The following is a 17,886-nucleotide window of genomic DNA, read 5'->3' on the forward strand; positions in this document are numbered from 1 at the left end:
AAACAATTGAAAGGAGTCAAAATCATGGGTCGCGAATTTCCCTTGTTAAAGACTCGTAATATCGGGATCATGGCTCACATCGATGCTGGTAAAACCACAACGACTGAGCGTATCCTGTTCTACACAGGCCGTGTTCACAAGATTGGTGAGGTTCACGAAGGTGGAGCTACCATGGACTGGATGGAGCAAGAACAAGAGCGTGGAATTACAATTACTTCTGCTGCTACAACTGCTCAATGGAATGGTCACCGAGTTAACATCATTGACACACCAGGTCACGTAGACTTCACAGTAGAGGTTGAACGTTCCCTTCGTGTACTTGATGGAGCTGTTGGTGTATTCTGCGCTAAGGGTGGAGTAGAGCCTCAATCCGAAACTGTTTGGCGTCAAGCTGACAAGTATGGTGTTCCTCGTATCGCTTACGTAAATAAGATGGATATCATGGGTGCTGACTTCTTGTCTGCTGTTAGCCAAATGCGCGATCGCTTAAAAGCTAACGCTGTACCTATCGTGTTGCCAATCGGTGCTGAAGATACTTTCCAAGGTATGGTTGACCTTATAACAATGAAGGCGATCATCTATACAGATGACCTTGGAACAACTTCTGAAGCTCGTGAGATCCCTGAGGATATGAAGGATCTAGCTGAAGAATGGCGCTTAAACCTTGTCGAGAAGGTATCTGAGCTTGATGAAGCGTTAATGGAGAAGTACATGGAAGGTATCGAACCGACTGAAGAAGAGATCAAGGCTGTTCTTCGTCGTGCGACTTGTAACGTTGAAATCACTCCAGTTCTTTGTGGATCTTCTTACAAGAACAAGGGTGTTCAACCAATGCTTGACGCCGTTATCGCCTACTTGCCATCTCCACTAGATGTACCAGCAATCAAAGGTGTTCTTCCTGATTCTGAAGATGAAGTTGTTCGTGAGTCTGATGACAATGGTCCTTTCTCCGCACTTGCTTTCAAAATCATGACTGACCCTTATGTTGGTAAATTAACCTTCTTCCGTGTTTACTCTGGAACACTTTCTTCCGGTTCTTATGTATTGAACTCTACTAAAGGTAAGCGTGAGCGTGTTGGACGTATTCTTCAGATGCATGCTAACCACCGTGAAGAAATCCCAGTAGTATACTCTGGAGATATCGCAGCAGCAGTAGGTTTAAAAGATACAACGACTGGCGACACTTTATGTGATGAGAAGAATCCTGTTATTCTTGAGTCCATGGAGTTCCCTGAGCCAGTTATCTCTGTAGCTATCGAGCCTAAGACGAAAGCTGACCAAGATAAGATGGGTATCGCTTTGATGAAGCTTTCTGAAGAGGATCCTACTTTCAAAACTTTCACTGACGAAGAAACAGGTCAAACGATCATCTCTGGTATGGGTGAGCTTCACCTTGACATTATCGTTGACCGTATGAAGCGTGAGTTTAAGGTAGAAGCTAACGTAGGTGCTCCACAGGTTGCTTACAAAGAAACCTTCCGTGGATCTGCTAAGGTTGAAGGTAAGTTCGTACGCCAATCCGGTGGTCGTGGACAATTCGGTCACGTATGGGTTGAGTTCGAGCCGCTTGAAGCTGGTGCAGGCTTTGAATTCGTTAACAAGATTGTCGGAGGGGTTGTTCCTAGAGAATACATCCCAGCTGTTCAAGCAGGTATCGAAGAATCCATGAAGAATGGTGTTCTTGCTGGATACCCTCTACTTGACGTGCGTGCGACAATCGTTGACGGAAGCTACCACGATGTTGACTCTTCTGAAATGGCGTTTAAAGTGGCTGGATCTCTAGCTCTTAAAGAAGCCGGTAAGAAGTGTAACCCAGCTCTTCTTGAGCCAATGATGAAAGTTGAAGTTGTTGTTCCTGAAGAGTACATGGGAGACATCATGGGAGACATTAGTTCTCGTCGTGGACGTATTGAAGGTATGGAAGCTCGTGCTGGTGCACAAGTAATCCGTGGATTCGTTCCTCTTTCTGAGATGTTCGGTTACGCAACTAACTTGCGTTCTCGTACACAAGGTCGTGGAAACTACACAATGACCTTCGATCACTACGAAGAAGTTCCTAAGTCTGTAGCTGAAGAAATCATTAAGAAGAACAAAGGTGCTTAATCTTTGTTAACAAATTCTTAATAGATTAGGTCTTCCCTTATTAAGAAGAAAGGTATAAAATAATCGTTGGGCATCTTGCCTTTTTATACCTTTCCTTATATAAATTAAATTAAAACAGTTCATAACAAAACACGTTGAATCCAACGTTGTATGTTTAAGGAGGCTAAATTCATGGGAAAAGCTAAATTCGAACGTAACAAGCCACACGTTAACATTGGTACTATCGGTCACGTTGACCACGGTAAAACTACTTTAACTGCTGCTATCACTACTGTATTGGCTCAAAGTGGTGGAGCTACAGCTATGGATTATGGTAGCATTGACGCTGCTCCTGAAGAGAGAGAGCGTGGAATCACAATCTCTACAGCACACGTTGAGTATGAGACTGCTAACCGTCACTATGCTCACGTTGACTGCCCAGGACACGCTGACTACGTTAAGAACATGATCACTGGTGCTGCACAGATGGACGGAGCGATCCTAGTAGTTTCTGCTGCTGACGGTCCTATGCCACAAACTCGTGAGCACATCCTTCTTTCTCGCCAAGTAGGTGTTCCTTACATCGTAGTATTCATGAACAAGTGCGACATGGTTGACGATGAAGAGCTTCTTGAGCTAGTTGAAATGGAAATCCGTGATCTTCTTTCTGAGTATGAGTTCCCTGGTGATGACACTCCAGTTGTTAAGGGATCTGCTAAAGAAGCTCTTGAGAACCCAACTGGTGAGTGGGCTCAAAAGATCCATGAATTAATGGAAGCTGTTGACTCTTACATCCCAACTCCTGAGCGCGATGTAGACAAGCCTTTCTTAATGCCTGTTGAGGATGTATTCTCTATCACAGGTCGTGGAACAGTTGCTACTGGTCGTGTTGAGCGTGGAATCGTTAAAGTTGGTGACGTAGTTCAAATCATCGGTTTAACTGAAGAGCCAAAGCAAACAACTGTAACTGGTGTTGAAATGTTCCGTAAGCTTCTTGACCAAGCTCAAGCTGGAGACAACATCGGAGCTCTTCTTCGTGGGGTAACTCGTGAAGACATCGAGCGTGGACAATGTTTGGCTAAGCCAGGTTCCGTTAAGCCTCACAGCAAGTTTACTGCAGAAGTTTACGTATTGTCTAAAGACGAAGGTGGACGTCACACTCCTTTCTTCGCTAACTACCGTCCTCAGTTCTACTTCCGTACAACTGACGTAACTGGAATCATCAAGTTAGCTGAAGGCGTAGAAATGGTTATGCCTGGTGACAACGTAACTTTCGACGTTGAATTGATCAGCACAATCGCTATGGAAGAAGGAACTCGCTTCGCTATTCGTGAAGGTGGACGTACTGTAGGCGCTGGCGTTGTTGCTAAAATCCTTGAGTAGTATTTAATATAAAGAAGCTCAGCTAGTAATAGCTGGGCTTCTTTGTTTTTTATAGACTTATAATTAGAATAAACCGACCCATAGGGATCGGTTTATTAGATGTAGATATATGTCTAGCCCTGGACTAGTGTTGAATCCCGCTGATGTTGCAGAATAATTTTGGTAAGGTGCTTTACCGTATCTTCTATATCGTCAACTCGTACATGGTAGAATGGTCCGTCATATTCTTCAAGCTTATGCTGGTATCTTGGATCATAGTATTGTTCTAATAGTAGGACGATTAGATTTTTATAGTCTTCCTTATCAATATGCTGGATTAGTTCGTCTTTGATTGCTGGTATGAATCGCTTGAGTATGGGTGTAACGGCTTCTTTTACGCGTTCTTGGAACTGTGCTTCAGACTTATAGGGTATTACATACTCCTCGTAAATACGCTTGGCTCTAATCTCAACGGAAGTTTCCAAGACGACGTGTATGCCTTTTGCCTTTGCCTCTAATAGGAACTCAGGTTGGACGGCTTTTCCTATTCTTCTGCTTTCAGCTTCCATGAAGACAAGGGGGAGACCTTTTATCTTTTCTAATTGATGGTATAGATTAGACTCAAAGGTTTTTTGATTATACACGGGTGCGCCAATCCCACCGAATACCGATCCTCTGTGTCCTGCACACGCTTCAAGGTCAAGGATAGGAAACCCTTTCCCTTTTAATCGATCTAAGATCATGGTTTTCCCTACACCGGTCATCCCATGGAGGACTATAAATCGATTAGGGAGTATGGTTTCGTTTAAGTTGTCCACGATCCACTGACGATATTGTTTAAATCCGCCTGTAAGGCGCTGGACCTGCAACCCTGCCATCTCGGAGAAAGTAGCGACTGACTTGCTTCTCATGCCACCTCGCCAACAATAGATAATGGGTTTTTTCCCACTTTCAGAAACCTCTCTAATACACTGCATTAAATGTGGAATCTTAGGGGAGACGAGCTCCATGCCGAGCCACTTAGCTGGATCTTGCCCTTTGATTTTGTACGTGGTTCCGACTTTTGCTCTTTCTTCGTCGTTAAATATGGGTACATTAATAGCACCTGGGATATGTGATTCATCGAACTCACCAGGTGATCTCACGTCGATGAATACGTGGTCTTCAATCGTAAATGCTTGTCGAATATCAATTTCTTTCATATTGAGCATCTCCTGAATTGGATTAGGTTCATTTTTTCATGTAAGATAGAATAAAGGATATATAATTTCGAAGGGGGTAAGTCCTGTGTCAGAGCAATCTCAAATCAAGTTAACCTCTCTGTCCAGTAAAGCTGGCTGAGGATGCAAAATAGGTCCTGAAGACCTGGCGCAAGTTTTGCGTCATTTACCGAGTTCTGCAGAAGTAGATCCTAATCTCCTCGTTGGTCTTGATGTTCCTGACGATGCTGGAGTATACAAATTAACGAATGAAATTGCTCTAGTTCAAACTGTAGATTATTTTACACCCATTGTAGATAATCCACGTATGTTTGGTCAAATCGCCGCTGCGAATGCGTTAAGCGATGTTTACGCAATGGGAGGTAAGCCCCTTACTGTTCTTAATATTGTAGGCTTCCCTATTAAGAAACTTGATCCTTCGATCCTAGCTGATATTTTAAAGGGAGCTGGGGAGAAAGTCCAGGAAGCAGGCGCTCTTATTGTTGGAGGCCATTCTATTGATGACCAAGAACCGAAGTTTGGTATGGCTGTGACAGGAACCGTCCATCCGGATCGAGTTTGGACAAACCATGGAGCCAAGCCTGGCGATGTGATTATTTTGACCAAACCAATTGGGGTAGGTATTCTAACCACAGCGATCAAGAGAGACTTGCTCAATGAGCAAGAGATTGAGCGCGTGACGGAAGTCATGGCTGAGCTGAATAAGAAGGCTGCTGAAGTCTTTATGAATTATTCTGTCCATGCTTGTACGGATGTAACGGGATTCGGGCTTTTGGGTCACGCAAAGGAAATGGCGTCAGGCAGTGGAGTAGGGATGACACTGCATAAGACACAGGTTCCTGTACTCCCTAGATCCTATGAATTGGCTGAGCAAGGAATTGTACCTGGTGGTTCGAAGGCGAATCATAAGTGGCTGAATGATTGTGTAGACTACGGTACCTTGTCCGAATCTGAGCAATTTTTACTCTGTGATGCGGTGACCTCAGGTGGGTTAATGGTGAGTCTCCCTGAAGCTGAAGCACAAGCTTGTTTAGAGGCGTTAAAAGCCAGTGGAATTGCTGATGCCAGTATCATAGGAAGGGTAACAGATGAAAATGTAGGATGTATCCGAGTTGAGGCTTAATGGGCTAAGCGGAGAGATTCCGGTTATTTAGTAAGAATCACGAAAAAATAGGTGTTTTACGCAGAATAGGCGGAAAAACTCCGCCTATTTTTGCTGTTTTTGACCCGTATACATAAATAACGGAATATAATCCTGTTTATTTACCGACAGACCGTAACGGACTCGGTCGCTTTTCGGTAAAGTCGGATATAAGCTTCCGCTTCCTTCTTAGGTGAGGAATACTGTTCAATCCACTGCTGTGCTTTTCGTGTGACGTTATTCCTTAGAGAAGGCTCCTTCATAATGGAATGGACAGCTTGGACAAACTCGTTCGGTGTCTCATACAGCCATCCTGTAATTCCATGTTGAATCAAGCTCTCGTTAGCTGGATTTCTTCGAGCGATGACGGGTCTTCCCATGGCCATAGCCTCCATGACAGCTAGGGATTGCCCTTCGGTTATGGAAGTATTAATGACGATGTTAGAATCGTTATACCATTGTGTCATAACTTCAAAGGGGACAACTCCAGCATAATCCATCCAGGGGCGACTCTCCGCTGCCATCATGACTTGTTTATGGACCTCTTGATCTAGGTTAGCACCTAGTATGGTATATTTTAGTGATGGATTCATGTACTCCTGAGCTAAAATATCTAGGGCTGGTAGTGCATGGAGAACATCCTTGACAGGTCGCAGGCCAGCGGGCAAAAGGATATGTGGAGAATGGTAATCTACCCGTTTTTTCACTTTCCAAGAGATCCAAGCGGCTTGGGGAATCACATGGGTTTTCGTGAACCAATCCTGGTTTAAGGCTTTAACCTTTTCTAGCGCATCCTCGGTAAACACAGTGAGAGCATCAGCCCGATCGAGAAGTTGAAATACATCATTGGATACCTCACTTTGCAGATCAGAGTTAATATCCGTTCCTCCCATGGTCAGGATATAAGGTTTACTCAAGGTAAATTTATGCTCCCGTGCCCAAGCGGCAAATCTTGTAGCATGGAGAATATGAACGATATCCACGGTATGGGGCAGGTGCCAGAGATCCGCTTCATCATAAGGAAATACGCAGGTTTGGATGCCCTGCTTTTGAAGATAGTGTATCACCCGCTTAGAGGTTGTCGCATTTCCTCTGGGCTGGTTAAAATAAGGTGTGAAAAATAGAATGTGCATATTTCACCTTCCTGAAAGGAGGTTATTATTTTGCAGGCAGAAATAAAACAATTGCTTCGTGAGATACCTGCTGTCCATCATTTTACACATGATTTGACATTAATGGAATGGGTTGAAGCAAATCAGATTCCTGAAGAACTATTTACCCAATTAGTGAAAGAAACCATTGAATCCATACGGAGAGATATATTAGCGCACCAAGTAGTTGAGATATCTTATTCTATAGTTTTAGAAAAAGTAAAAGAAAAAATTAGAGATACTCAACAGCAAAATCTGAGACCCGTAATTAATGGCACAGGTGTCATTCTTCATACCAATTTGGGTAGAGCTGTGCTGGCGCAAGAAGCCATTGATCAGATGGTTGAAATTGCGACAGGTTACTCGAATCTAGAGTATCGAATCGAAGAAGGAAAACGAGGGTCCCGCCATGATCACGTAGAGGATCTAATCCGCAGACTGACAGGAGCAGAAGCGGCCATGGTGGTAAATAATAATGCAGCTGCGGTATATCTTGTCCTAAGGGAAATGGCAAAGGATAAGGAAGTCATTGTATCGCGGGGGCAACTGGTGGAAATTGGCGGGTCTTTCCGTGTTTCCGAGATCATGAAAGAGAGTGGAGCCATTCTACGAGAAGTAGGAACGACGAATAAGACACATACTCGTGATTACGAACAGGTGATGAATGAGAACACGGCCTTATTGCTAAAAGTCCATACAAGTAATTTTGCCATGAGCGGGTTTACAAAAACGGTATCTCTAGAAGAGCTGGTTGAGTTAGGAAAAAGCAAAGGAGTGCCAGTGTATGAGGATCTAGGCAGTGGCGTCCTCTATGACTTGCGCAAACATGGGATTGGGGATGAGCCTGTCATCCATGAGAGCATACAGCAAGGGGCGGATGTGGTAACCTTTAGTGGAGACAAGCTGTTAGGAGGTCCACAGGTAGGAGTTATTGCGGGTAAGAAAGAGTGGATTGACCGTTTCAAGAAAAATCAACTAGCTCGTGTTCTCCGTGTAGACAAGGTTACTTTAGCCGCATTAGAAGCTACGCTCCGACTCTACCTTAATCCTCGAAAAGCTGCAGAGTCTATTCCTGCTCTTCGTGATATGCTTATGCCCATGGAGGAAGTGCGAGCAAGAGCAGAATCCTTCCGTGATAAGCTAGAAGGAATGACGATTGAGGTTCGGGAGGACAAGACCGAAGTAGGGGGAGGCAGTCTTCCAGGGGTCCTTCTTCCAACTGTGGTGGCCGTCCTTCATCATGATTCCTATCCTGCCCATGTCATAGAAAGAAAACTCAGAACAGGGAACCCTGTTGTTGTGGGTAGAATAACAAAGGACGAATATATCCTTGATTTTCGTACTATACATCCACGAGAGATTCCTCTATTAGTTGAGGCGATCTATGCTCAATTAACGTAGATTTCTGTAGTTTAGTGTCGATTAATCGACCTTTTCTCTGTTGAAATACAGAGTTATAATATGATTATTATAGACAAGAAGCAACTGAGAGCATCTTCTTTGGGATACATAAAATTAGGAGTGGTGTATCAAGTGATCAGAGAGATGAATAGGGAGATTGAAGAGATCTACAGTATTCAGGAATTAGAAGAGAGAAAGAAGCAATTAAGGGATCACCTTCAACATTCATGCCTTTCTGAGGTGGAGATCTGGGAAGTCAATGACCTAATCGACACCATTAATAAGCGTATCCGTCTGATGAATGATTTGATGATTGGTTTAGTAAAGTAAAAATAGAGGCTTATCTCTACAGGAGATGAGCCTTTTCTTTTTTAGCGTAATCGGCAATCCACTGGGTGGCTTGATGGACAGCCTCTGGATCCTTTTTCATGATTTATTTTATATTTGGAAATTTAATATTTTATATCCAGTATTTTTACTTCCACTTTTGGGAATAAATCATGTAAAATTAAGGGTTGAACGCATATGTTTATTATCCTCTAAATAATAAGCGTGATGGAAGGAGAAAAAAATGAAAACAAGACAGCAACGAAGAACGGAATGGAAGGAGCGCTGGAAGAAGTACAAGAAAATGTACAAGGGCTCAAGAGAAGAGCGTAGAGAGAAGTGGCGTTTGAAGTGGGAAGATTTCATGAACAAGAATGAGTCCCAAGTGGGCTAAATATAAGGAGAGGTCGTCTATAAGAGGAGCGAGCAGATTGCATCTTCAGGTAGACGGCCTTTTTTCATACTAAGAAGGGAACGGCGAATCGCCATGTGTAAGATCCGCCGCATGAGTTTTTAAGATTTACTTAGTAAGTTAAATGGTACGACTGTCTTCCAAACCCCGTTTACTAACCTCACCATTTCGCTCTCTCTCACCTTCTGTCCCTCAAGAATGTTACTTCGCATGGCCTTAACACGAGCAAGAAGGTCAGACTCACGATTGGTAACAACGTAAATTAAGAAATCTACTGCTTCACCTTGGAGTTCTTGCTTAATCCATCCTTTAATAGCTTGTAAGCTAGGTGGTTCCTCGGTATCGATGCCGAGAATTAAATTATCTACTCCATAAAATAAAACATGGGCCTCTTTAACGCCAGGTATAGCCTCCACCCTTTTTTCTATATGGTCTGCAGGATCTATGGGAGCGGTATTCATATTGTTTTCGAATCCTTTAGCTCGGTAAGAGGCTTCCTCTAATGAATTGAACCGATGATCAAGAGAACAACCCGTAAGTAAGCCCAACATCAAGAGAAAAGTAAGTGTAAAAGGTACCTTCTTCATCGATAGTCCACCTCCTTGTTCCTTAGGATACGGAGCGGCTATAATTTTACCCAAGTAAACTTCAACCATAACTATGACTTAGAGGTGTTCACAATATTGTCACTACATTCGGCAAGATGATTCTGATATATTTAATATAACGTAAATGTTAGAATATACAAATTATTTTAGAGTAGGGAGGAAATGGAGTGAATATCCAACTTCTCGAGAAGACATGTTTAAGTTGTGGCGTGAAGCTAACTGAGTTTGAAGTAGAAGAAAAGAACGGGTATTGCATAGATTGCTTTCAAGAAGTGAATGAGGAGAATAAAGAACTAATTACTAAATAATCAGAAAATAATTAGAGTAACGATCATATACATCTATTACCGAGCTAATGGAGGGATGATGTATATGGTTGAGTTTTTGTGTATCATGGGGTCTTTTTTCTTTATCACGTTTATTGTAATGGAGCGTCTCTCCTATGGAATTAAGGTGGATTCTACCCAGTTGGATATGAGAGATATTTGGTCTTCGTACAATTGTACACTTGAGGATATGAAATTGAAGAAAGAATAATAAGCCTCTAATGAGGCTTTCTTGTTTTAGAACCTGTCGAAGGGAAGCTTTGGTTTCCTTCGACAGGTTTTTTTACATTCAAAGGCCATGCGAAAGTTTTTTTCTGTACATGAAAAAAATGGGTATGAGGGAAATTATATATATCGAATTCGTGAGGTGGGATGCATATGACAGTTGGATCTCAAGTAAAACAAACAGCCGCAAGTTTGAAGGGGGTAAGAGCAACGCTTGATATATACGCTTCCCAATCACCTAAGGAAGAGGAAAAGGTGATTTATGAGAGGAACAGCAAGACGATAGAAACTATTATTGAGTTTCTAGAAGAGCGGATTTCACAGCTGGAGTATGAAGAACCTCAGTATAAAGGCTTTTAAGAAGGAGAGGCGTGAGTGAAATGGCTGAGTGGTTAATTATACTTTTTCGTTCTTTTCTTATGTTTGTTATTGTAATCTCTTTCTTAAGAATCGTTGGAAGTAAACAGACCTCACAAATGACTTATGCGGACTTTGTTGTGGGGATTGCCATCGGAGGAATTGTGGCGCTCATATCTCTCAATGTCATAACGAATCTTGCGTATGGGTTGCTGGCACTGGCTCTATGGATGTTAATGCCCGTTGCCGTGAATTATTTTGCAATGAAAAGCAAGAAGTTCCATGACTTTATATATGGAAATCAAACGATTCTCATTAAGCATGGCAAAGTACTTGAGGATAACTTGAAAAAAGTAAGATATACCGGGGAAGAGCTTCTTGGTCAGCTTAGAAGGAAAAATGTATTTAACTTAGCGGATGTAGAGTTCGCAGTAATGGAAGCAAATGGAGAAGTTAGCGTGATGCTAAAGCCGGAACAAACGCCCATTACACCACGCCATCTGGAATGGAAGGTAGCCATTACCGGTGAGCCGCAAACGGTAATTTTAGATGGGAATATCATCGACGAGGGACTACGCAATCAAGGACTTAATCGAGGGTGGCTTCATACAGAGCTTGAAAAGATGGGGATAGCACTAGAGAATGTATTTATAGGTCAAGTAGATACATCTGGTGACTTATATGTCGACTTATTTAACGATGCGATTTATCTCCCTAAACCGACAACGAAAGAATTACTATATGCCACACTGAAAAAGTGTGAAGCAGATCTTGAGTTATACGCTTTATCAACTCAGGATAAGGCAGTGAAGGAAGGATACCAAAGATCAGCTGAACAATTGATGGAGGTCTTAACTGACCTTCGAACACAACTTAAACGGTGAGGGTGAAAGCAAATGTCCGATAAGAAAAAGAAAAAGTTATCGCCAACCCAACAGGAATACCAGCAATTTGCAAAAGCGAGAGAACCACAAAGACCGGTACTGTTCAATTGCGTACGAGCCTTTCTGGTGGGTGGTTTTATTTGTCTACTGGGGCAATTAATATCTGACTTTTACATGACGTATTTTGATTTCAATGAAAGAACCGCAGGAAACCCGACCGTAGCGACACTTATTTTTATAGCCGTTTTATTAACGGGGTTTGGGGTGTATGATCATATTGCTCAGTGGGCAGGTGCGGGTACGGCTGTTCCCGTTACGGGGTTTGCCAATTCTGTAGCGTCAGCAGCCATTGAACATCGCTCCGAAGGGTTTGTTTTAGGTGTGGGCGGGAATATGTTCAAGCTTGCCGGATCGGTCATTGTGTTCGGGGTGTTTGCAGCCTTTGTCGTTGCCTTAATCAAGACGGCCATTACTAAGTTAGGAGGGGTTTAAAAATGCTGCAAGGACACCAAACCTGGGTGTTTTCCAACAAACCCGTTATACTCTCGACAGGAGTGGTTGGAGGTCCTTTTGAAGCAGAAGGACCATTAGCTGACGACTTTGATATGCTGCATCAGGACACATGGTTAGGACAAGACAGCTTCGAGAAAGCCGAAAAGAAAATGCTTGAACAAGCTTGTGAGAAAGCCATCGAAAAAGCGGGGTTAAAGAAGGAGGATATTCAGTTCTTTCTTTCTGGTGACCTGATGAATCAAATTATCTCGAGCAGCTTCGCGGCTCGAACGTTAGGTTGTCCATATATCGGCCTGTTCGGTGCTTGTTCAACCTCTATGGAGGGGCTAGCCTTGGGATCGCTAATTATGAATAGTCAGTCCGCCAACTATGTGTTGTGTGGGACAGCAAGTCACAACTCCTCTGTAGAAAAGCAGTTTCGTTATCCAACAGAATATGGCGGTCAGAAGCCTCCGACGGCTCAGTGGACTGTTACGGGTGCGGGAGCAGCTATCCTGGCTAAAGAGGGAGATGGTCCAAGGGTGAGCGCAGCAACTATGGGACGAATTGTAGACATGGGCTTGTCTGATCCATTTAATATGGGAGCAGCAATGGCTCCGGCTGCAGTGGATACCATCGAAGCTCACTTTCGAGATCTAAATCGTACGGCAAAGGATTATGACCTGATTGCTACCGGTGATCTGGGAAGAGTGGGTCATCAGATTGCTGTGGACCTGCTAGACAAGCATGGGGTGGAAATGGGAGATCACTTCGTAGATTGCGGCATGATGATCTATCGTGATGATCAACCGGTATTGGCAGGAGCTAGCGGAGCAGCTTGCTCTGCTACTGTTACCTATGGTCATATTCTTAATCGAATGAAAAAGGGAGAATTAAAGAAGGTATTAATTGTGGCGACCGGGGCCTTATTATCTCCTCTGAGCTTTCAACAAAAGGAAAGTATTCCTTGTATTGCCCATGCTGTTGTTATAGAAAACATATCCTAACAGGAGGAGCGTTTATGCAGATTTATTTTTGGGCTTTTGTCGTCGGAGGAATCATATGCGTAATTGGACAGTTGCTGTTTGATGTAGTCAAACTGACTCCCGCGCATACCATGAGTACCCTCGTGGTATCAGGAGCCATTCTGGATGGTTTTGGATTATATGAGCCACTCATTGATTTCGCCGGAGCAGGAGCGACAGTGCCGATTACGAGCTTTGGGAATGCGTTGGTGCATGGGGCTATGGCTGAGGCGGAAAAGAATGGTATGGTGGGGATTATTACGGGAATATTTGAGGTCACCAGTGCAGGTATATCCGCTGCCATTATCTTCGGCTTTTTAGGTGCGTTAATCTTTAAACCGAAGGGATAAGAAATAATAAAAGCCTCTTGAAAGGGTAGCGTTTACACATTTATAATATATTTCCAAAAGGGACTCCATGAGGGCTGGGGGTTGGAAGATGGCAGAAACAGCAGAGATCTTAGAAAAGATAGAGCAATTAAGAAAAAAGATGCATGCTATGGTCATGATAAAGGGGATGAGCTCACCAGAAGTATTGCATGTTAGTCAAGAGTTAGATGTGGTGTTGAATCAATACAAGCAATTAACCACCCACCAGCAACAGCAATCCAATACACTAGAGTTATAAGAGAGCATCTTGGTATGCAAGTTCCATTACATTGGTTTAGCTATTTCCTAATATTGAATTTTATGTTAATATTTAATGGATACAAATACATTGTGGGAGAAGAAATACGTGGCATCCAAGATAGATATCTTAGTCGAGAAGATTGAGAAGTTAAGAGAAGATATGCACAACCTAGCTGGAAGGAAGGGAATATCTTCCCCAGAGGTATTAACCATTAGCCAACAGATCGATGTGGAGTTAAACCATTACTATCGATTAATAAATATAACGAGAAACGTATGCTCTGATAACTAGATGCTTCAAGAGGTGGCCCGTAATTGATATGACGAGCCACCTTATTATTTTTTTAGAGCTACCTTGAATTTACATCGAAGGAGCCTTTCTTATAATATTCATTTACGAGACGAGTGGCGAAGTCCTCTATTTTCTCTTCTGATTCGAGTTGCTCTAACAAGTCTTCTATATTCTCAGGAAGTGTAAGACCCTGGATCTTTTCTTTTGCTTGATTCATGTTCTTTTCTCCCTTCTATCGCATCCACCTAAATTATATAATCTATGTATGAAGTAGAAATGAATATCTTATTAAAAATCAGTGAATATAAAGGTTTAATTGTGAGCGGTTTCATTTATAATGCAAAATTCACGACGAACAAACCTACGAAACTAGTATATCATTTTGGGGTGTTGCTTGGTATTGCAAACATTCGACAGAATGTGATATTTTACTCAAAAAAAAAGGACTTACAACAATAGTTGCAAGTCAAAGGTTGTGTCATTAAGGGGGTAACCTCAATGTACTTTTATTGTAAAGCTTGTACTAATAAAATACAATAAACTCTTGGTAGATTATTATAAATATTTGACGAAGTGAGAAAGCTCAATAGGCTAATCTTTTGCCATAACACTTGTTTATTTCCATATAAATAGTATAGTCACGATCATTGACTAGGGGGCCGTATCATGCCATACCAAAAGCTTGAAAAATTAAAGATGTTATTGAAGGACATGGATAGGGTAGTCGTAGCTTTTTCTGGGGGGGTAGACAGTACTTTCCTTCTTAAGATAGCCATAGATTGCTTAGGGAGAGAAAATGTATTAGCTGTAACTGCTGATTCGGAGACCTACCCAACAAAGGAATTAGAAGAGGCTAAGAGTTTAGCTCAAGAGTTAGATGCACAGCATGAAGTGATCGAGACATCTGAGCTAAATATTCCTGGCTATGCTGAAAATACCGCCAATCGTTGTTATTTTTGTAAGAAGAGCCTATTTGAACACTTGCTGCCCATCATGGAGGGGCAAGGATACAAAAATATTATTTTTGGCTTAATAGCGGATGATCTTAATGAGCATAGGCCAGGAACACGAGCGGCAAAGGAGATGGGGGTTCGTGGTCCCTTGCAAGAAGCTGGATTATATAAAGAAGAAATTCGTGAACTTTCCAGAGAATTTCAATTGAGCACTTGGAACAAGCCTTCGTATGCTTGCTTATCTTCTCGTGTGGCATATGGAGAAAGAATTACGATCGAAAAGCTTAATCGTATCGATCAATCCGAAAATTACCTCAAATCGCTAGGTATTTCGCAGGTGCGGGTGCGCACCCATGGGGATATGGCCCGGATTGAAGTGGAGCCCAAAGATATGGAAAAGCTACTGGAACATCATAGACAGATATATGTCCAATTACATGCTTATGGGTATCAATACGTTACAATGGACCTTCTAGGCTATTTGAGTGGCAGCATGAATAAGGTGCTGAAGTGAAAAAAACGTTTTCATCTAGGAGAAAGTAATAGGAATCAGAAAAAACCACCCCAATTGTCAGGGTGGCAAGGAATGAGATGGGGGATCAAAAATGATCCTTACGAATTATCTTCATATTAACGTAGTTGGGGAAAGAAGAAATGTGGTTTGTCAGATTATATGACACCCTTTTTTCCTTACACTTGTTTGTCTGGGGGGATGGAGTTTGGAATTTAGATCGTTTTGACTGACTATTGATGAAGCAAGACAGAAGTGGCTAATAGAAGAGTTGAAATATTATGCTAGAACACATAAGCAAAGGAAGCGCTAAAGCCCCATAAAAAAAGCCTGCTGTAAGGACAGCAAGCAAGAAATAAGGGGTATATACAATGAAAAAGATATTATTATCATAACAGCAGATTATTAAAAACCCGTTAAGGAATTGTTTAGAATCTATCAACATGGTCCATAATGATGATATTGAGAAGTAGATTCAAACGGGAGGGCGAATAAGGATGCTGAACTTGAAGGAGCAAACGAAGTACGCGTTAATTGACTCTCTATTAGACTCTTATAACGAAAATATGGCCTTATATCGATTATTCGGTGATTTATGTTACAAGGAGCGGGCGGAACATTTTATTGGCATGCTGAAAAGCGATTTTAACCAGGCAGAAACGAAAGTAGAATGCTTGTAAGAATGAAAGTAAAGCAGGGCTCTTCCTAAATGGAAAAGCTCTGCTTTTTATTTTATGGATTTGAGGATCTGGATTGTACGTTTTGAACCTAGGATTTGCCCCGTTATCATCTTGCTCACAAACAAATAATCATTACAAATAAACTACATAAAGCATTGATGCAGATGATCAAATAAAAATTTATTTAATGAAGAAAAAACTTGGATACGGTTACTTCTTTTTGTAAATTTTAAAAGATAAAGCAGGAATTTTTGCAGGTGATCTAGAATTATATAAGTTGCAATCTTATATATCAGAAAGGGGATTGGAGATATGAGTGAAACCAAGTTAAGTGACTACAAAGCAAAAGCTGACTTTACTGCGGGTTTAGAGGATGTCATCGCAGGTACTTCCGAGATCTGTTTTATTGATGGCAAGGAAGGCCGTCTGATTTACCGCGGCTATGATATTAATGAGCTAGTGGATAAAACCACATTTGAAGAAGTGATGTATTTATTGTGGAAGGGAGAACTTCCCAACGCTGAGCAGCTCCAAGAGCTTAAAGCACAGATCTCCAGCTACCAGAAACTTCCTCAAGAAGTGTTAGATGTCATCCGCATGATCTCTCCTAAGGGAACCCCTATGGATACCCTGCGCACCGCTGTTTCCTTATTGAAGTCCTATGATGAAGAAGGAGAGGAAATGGCTCCTGAAGTTAACTACCGAAAGGCAATTAAACTTACAGCCGTTCTTCCCGTTATTGTAGCAGCTATTGATCGCTCCCGCAAAGGTTTAGATATCGTCGAGGCAAAGCCAGAACTTTCCCTAGCCGCCAACTTCCTATACATGTTAAAAGGACAGGAAGCTAGCGATATCGAGGTTCGTGTTATGGATGCAGGATTGATTATGCATGCTGACCATGAGTTCAATGCTTCTACATTTGCATGTCGTGTAACAGCGGGAACTCTATCCGACATTTATTCTGCCGTTACTTCCGGAATCGGAACGCTGAAGGGACCTTTACATGGTGGTGCTAACACAGCTGTAATGCAGATGCTACTTGAGATTGGTGAGTTAGACCGTGTCGAAGATTATGTGCAGGATAAGTTAGCCCGTAAGGAGAAAATCATGGGCTTCGGACATCGTGTTTATAAGACCATGGATCCTCGTGCTGTACAACTTCGTGAGATGTCGAAGGAGCTTGCAGAATATAAGGGTGAAGACAAGTGGTACAAGATGACGGAGAAGACTTTCGAGATCGTAAATAAGGAAAAAGGAATGTGGCCTAACGTCGACCTATTCTCTGCCTCTGTTTACTACGTAATGGGAATTGATCTAGACTTGTATACAGCGATCTTCGCTATGAGCCGTGTGTCCGGTTGGACAGCTCACATTTTAGAGCAATACTCCAATAACCGACTCATCCGTCCTACGTCCATCTACCAAGGACCGGGATTGCGCGAAGTTACCCCATTAGCTGAACGTTAATATATCCATATAATCCTGTTCAAGATGAACAGGATTTTTTCTTTTTTTACGGGGCTAATTTATGAGAGTGGGCAAGTGATTCCATTATCTCCACTCCATAAAATGTTTTGAAAAAAAAAACCATCCTAACTTTCAGGATGGTAAGAGGATAGGAGTGTGAAGTGTCATGATCAGAAGTTAATACTAATATACATGGGATAATGGGGATTTGATTAAAAGTTGTAAGATTACCTTACACAGAAAATGGAGTCTACATTGGTGGTGTATTTCGTGGGGGTCATTCGTATGAGGGATCCACAAAATATTGCCGTAATGAATTTAAGAATCCTACTATGTATGGT

22 protein-coding genes are annotated in these 17,886 nt (G+C 42.1%); 18 read left to right on the top strand and 4 right to left on the bottom strand.

Features of this window, described 5'->3' with window-relative positions; genetic code table 11:
* Nucleotides 1–24 precede the first annotated feature (24 nt).
* Nucleotides 25–2,103, top strand: a complete 2,079-nt coding sequence (gene fusA / locus EIZ39_RS09875) for an elongation factor G (RefSeq protein WP_129199779.1) — start codon at nucleotides 25–27, stop codon at nucleotides 2,101–2,103.
* Between the two features lie 171 nt (nucleotides 2,104–2,274).
* Nucleotides 2,275–3,465 (top strand): elongation factor Tu, encoded by a 1,191-nt coding sequence (gene tuf / locus EIZ39_RS09880; RefSeq protein ID WP_129199780.1) that lies wholly within the window; start codon nucleotides 2,275–2,277, stop codon nucleotides 3,463–3,465.
* A 113-nt stretch (nucleotides 3,466–3,578) separates the two neighbouring features.
* Here tuf and mnmH read toward each other — a convergent pair whose 3' ends face one another.
* Nucleotides 3,579–4,646 carry a tRNA 2-selenouridine(34) synthase MnmH gene (gene mnmH, locus EIZ39_RS09885; protein WP_129199781.1) on the bottom strand — a complete coding sequence of 356 codons (1,068 nt, stop codon included), beginning with the start codon at nucleotides 4,644–4,646 and terminating at the stop codon, nucleotides 3,579–3,581.
* Nucleotides 4,647–4,731: 85 nt separating this feature from the next.
* On the opposite strand from mnmH, the gene selD reads away from it, so the two are divergent.
* Nucleotides 4,732–5,787 (top strand): selenide, water dikinase SelD, encoded by a 1,056-nt coding sequence (gene selD / locus EIZ39_RS09890; RefSeq protein ID WP_129199782.1) that lies wholly within the window; start codon nucleotides 4,732–4,734, stop codon nucleotides 5,785–5,787.
* Nucleotides 5,788–5,927: 140 nt separating this feature from the next.
* On the opposite strand, the gene EIZ39_RS09895 is transcribed toward selD, so the two are convergent.
* Nucleotides 5,928–6,938, bottom strand: coding sequence for a glycosyltransferase (locus EIZ39_RS09895; protein WP_129199783.1), 1,011 nt, complete (start codon nucleotides 6,936–6,938; stop codon nucleotides 5,928–5,930).
* A 30-nt stretch (nucleotides 6,939–6,968) separates the two neighbouring features.
* Between EIZ39_RS09895 and selA the strand changes: the two genes are divergently transcribed.
* The 3 genes from selA (at nucleotide 6,969) to EIZ39_RS26515 (ending at nucleotide 9,078) form a co-directional block, all read left to right on the top strand.
* Complete coding sequence (gene selA, locus EIZ39_RS09900; RefSeq protein ID WP_240675754.1) at nucleotides 6,969–8,357, top strand: L-seryl-tRNA(Sec) selenium transferase; 1,389 nt, start codon at nucleotides 6,969–6,971, stop codon at nucleotides 8,355–8,357.
* Between the two features lie 132 nt (nucleotides 8,358–8,489).
* Nucleotides 8,490–8,687 (top strand): hypothetical protein, encoded by a 198-nt coding sequence (locus EIZ39_RS09905; RefSeq protein ID WP_129199784.1) that lies wholly within the window; start codon nucleotides 8,490–8,492, stop codon nucleotides 8,685–8,687.
* 241 nt (nucleotides 8,688–8,928) lie between these two features.
* Nucleotides 8,929–9,078 carry a hypothetical protein gene (locus tag EIZ39_RS26515; protein ID WP_164984992.1) on the top strand — a complete coding sequence of 50 codons (150 nt, stop codon included), beginning with the start codon at nucleotides 8,929–8,931 and terminating at the stop codon, nucleotides 9,076–9,078.
* A 119-nt stretch (nucleotides 9,079–9,197) separates the two neighbouring features.
* Here the strand turns inward: EIZ39_RS26515 and EIZ39_RS09910 are convergent, their stop codons facing one another.
* On the bottom strand, nucleotides 9,198–9,683 hold the full coding sequence (locus EIZ39_RS09910; RefSeq protein ID WP_164984993.1) for a YhcN/YlaJ family sporulation lipoprotein: 486 nt from the start codon (nucleotides 9,681–9,683) through the stop codon (nucleotides 9,198–9,200).
* A 188-nt stretch (nucleotides 9,684–9,871) separates the two neighbouring features.
* Here EIZ39_RS09910 and EIZ39_RS26520 point away from each other — a divergent pair, with 188 nt between their 5' ends.
* The 9 genes from EIZ39_RS26520 (at nucleotide 9,872) to EIZ39_RS09945 (ending at nucleotide 13,934) form a co-directional block, all read left to right on the top strand.
* On the top strand, nucleotides 9,872–10,012 hold the full coding sequence (locus EIZ39_RS26520; RefSeq protein ID WP_164984994.1) for a hypothetical protein: 141 nt from the start codon (nucleotides 9,872–9,874) through the stop codon (nucleotides 10,010–10,012).
* Between the two features lie 64 nt (nucleotides 10,013–10,076).
* Nucleotides 10,077–10,241, top strand: a complete 165-nt coding sequence (locus tag EIZ39_RS26525; protein ID WP_164984995.1) for a hypothetical protein — start codon at nucleotides 10,077–10,079, stop codon at nucleotides 10,239–10,241.
* A gap of 167 nt (nucleotides 10,242–10,408) precedes the next feature.
* Nucleotides 10,409–10,615, top strand: a complete 207-nt coding sequence (locus tag EIZ39_RS09915) for a DUF1657 domain-containing protein (RefSeq protein WP_129199786.1) — start codon at nucleotides 10,409–10,411, stop codon at nucleotides 10,613–10,615.
* A 20-nt stretch (nucleotides 10,616–10,635) separates the two neighbouring features.
* The gene (locus tag EIZ39_RS09920; RefSeq protein ID WP_129199787.1) at nucleotides 10,636–11,496 is read left to right on the top strand and encodes a DUF421 domain-containing protein; all 861 of its coding nucleotides are present in this window, start codon (nucleotides 10,636–10,638) and stop codon (nucleotides 11,494–11,496) included.
* Nucleotides 11,497–11,508: 12 nt separating this feature from the next.
* On the top strand, nucleotides 11,509–11,988 hold the full coding sequence (gene spoVAC / locus EIZ39_RS09925; protein WP_129199788.1) for a stage V sporulation protein AC: 480 nt from the start codon (nucleotides 11,509–11,511) through the stop codon (nucleotides 11,986–11,988).
* A 2-nt stretch (nucleotides 11,989–11,990) separates the two neighbouring features.
* On the top strand, nucleotides 11,991–12,995 hold the full coding sequence (gene spoVAD / locus EIZ39_RS09930; protein ID WP_129199789.1) for a stage V sporulation protein AD: 1,005 nt from the start codon (nucleotides 11,991–11,993) through the stop codon (nucleotides 12,993–12,995).
* 14 nt (nucleotides 12,996–13,009) lie between these two features.
* Entirely contained in the window at nucleotides 13,010–13,363 is a 354-nt protein-coding gene (gene spoVAE, locus EIZ39_RS09935) for a stage V sporulation protein AE (RefSeq protein ID WP_129199790.1), read from the top strand.
* Between the two features lie 88 nt (nucleotides 13,364–13,451).
* Nucleotides 13,452–13,640 (top strand): aspartyl-phosphate phosphatase Spo0E family protein, encoded by a 189-nt coding sequence (locus EIZ39_RS09940; protein ID WP_164984996.1) that lies wholly within the window; start codon nucleotides 13,452–13,454, stop codon nucleotides 13,638–13,640.
* A 108-nt stretch (nucleotides 13,641–13,748) separates the two neighbouring features.
* On the top strand, nucleotides 13,749–13,934 hold the full coding sequence (locus EIZ39_RS09945) for an aspartyl-phosphate phosphatase Spo0E family protein (RefSeq protein ID WP_240675755.1): 186 nt from the start codon (nucleotides 13,749–13,751) through the stop codon (nucleotides 13,932–13,934).
* 58 nt (nucleotides 13,935–13,992) lie between these two features.
* Here EIZ39_RS09945 and EIZ39_RS26530 read toward each other — a convergent pair whose 3' ends face one another.
* Entirely contained in the window at nucleotides 13,993–14,151 is a 159-nt protein-coding gene (locus EIZ39_RS26530; protein ID WP_164984997.1) for a hypothetical protein, read from the bottom strand.
* A 449-nt stretch (nucleotides 14,152–14,600) separates the two neighbouring features.
* Between EIZ39_RS26530 and larE the strand changes: the two genes are divergently transcribed.
* From larE to EIZ39_RS09960, 3 genes are all read left to right on the top strand, one after another.
* The gene (larE, locus tag EIZ39_RS09950; protein WP_129199793.1) at nucleotides 14,601–15,401 is read left to right on the top strand and encodes an ATP-dependent sacrificial sulfur transferase LarE; all 801 of its coding nucleotides are present in this window, start codon (nucleotides 14,601–14,603) and stop codon (nucleotides 15,399–15,401) included.
* Nucleotides 15,402–15,895: 494 nt separating this feature from the next.
* The gene (locus tag EIZ39_RS09955) at nucleotides 15,896–16,078 is read left to right on the top strand and encodes a hypothetical protein (RefSeq protein ID WP_129199794.1); all 183 of its coding nucleotides are present in this window, start codon (nucleotides 15,896–15,898) and stop codon (nucleotides 16,076–16,078) included.
* 312 nt (nucleotides 16,079–16,390) lie between these two features.
* A complete protein-coding gene (locus tag EIZ39_RS09960) occupies nucleotides 16,391–17,545 on the top strand; it encodes a citrate synthase (protein ID WP_129199795.1) in 1,155 nt (384 codons plus the stop codon).
* Nucleotides 17,546–17,886 lie beyond the last annotated feature (341 nt).

Source organism: Ammoniphilus sp. CFH 90114, assembly GCF_004123195.1.
Lineage (GTDB): Bacteria > Bacillota > Bacilli > Aneurinibacillales > RAOX-1 > YIM-78166.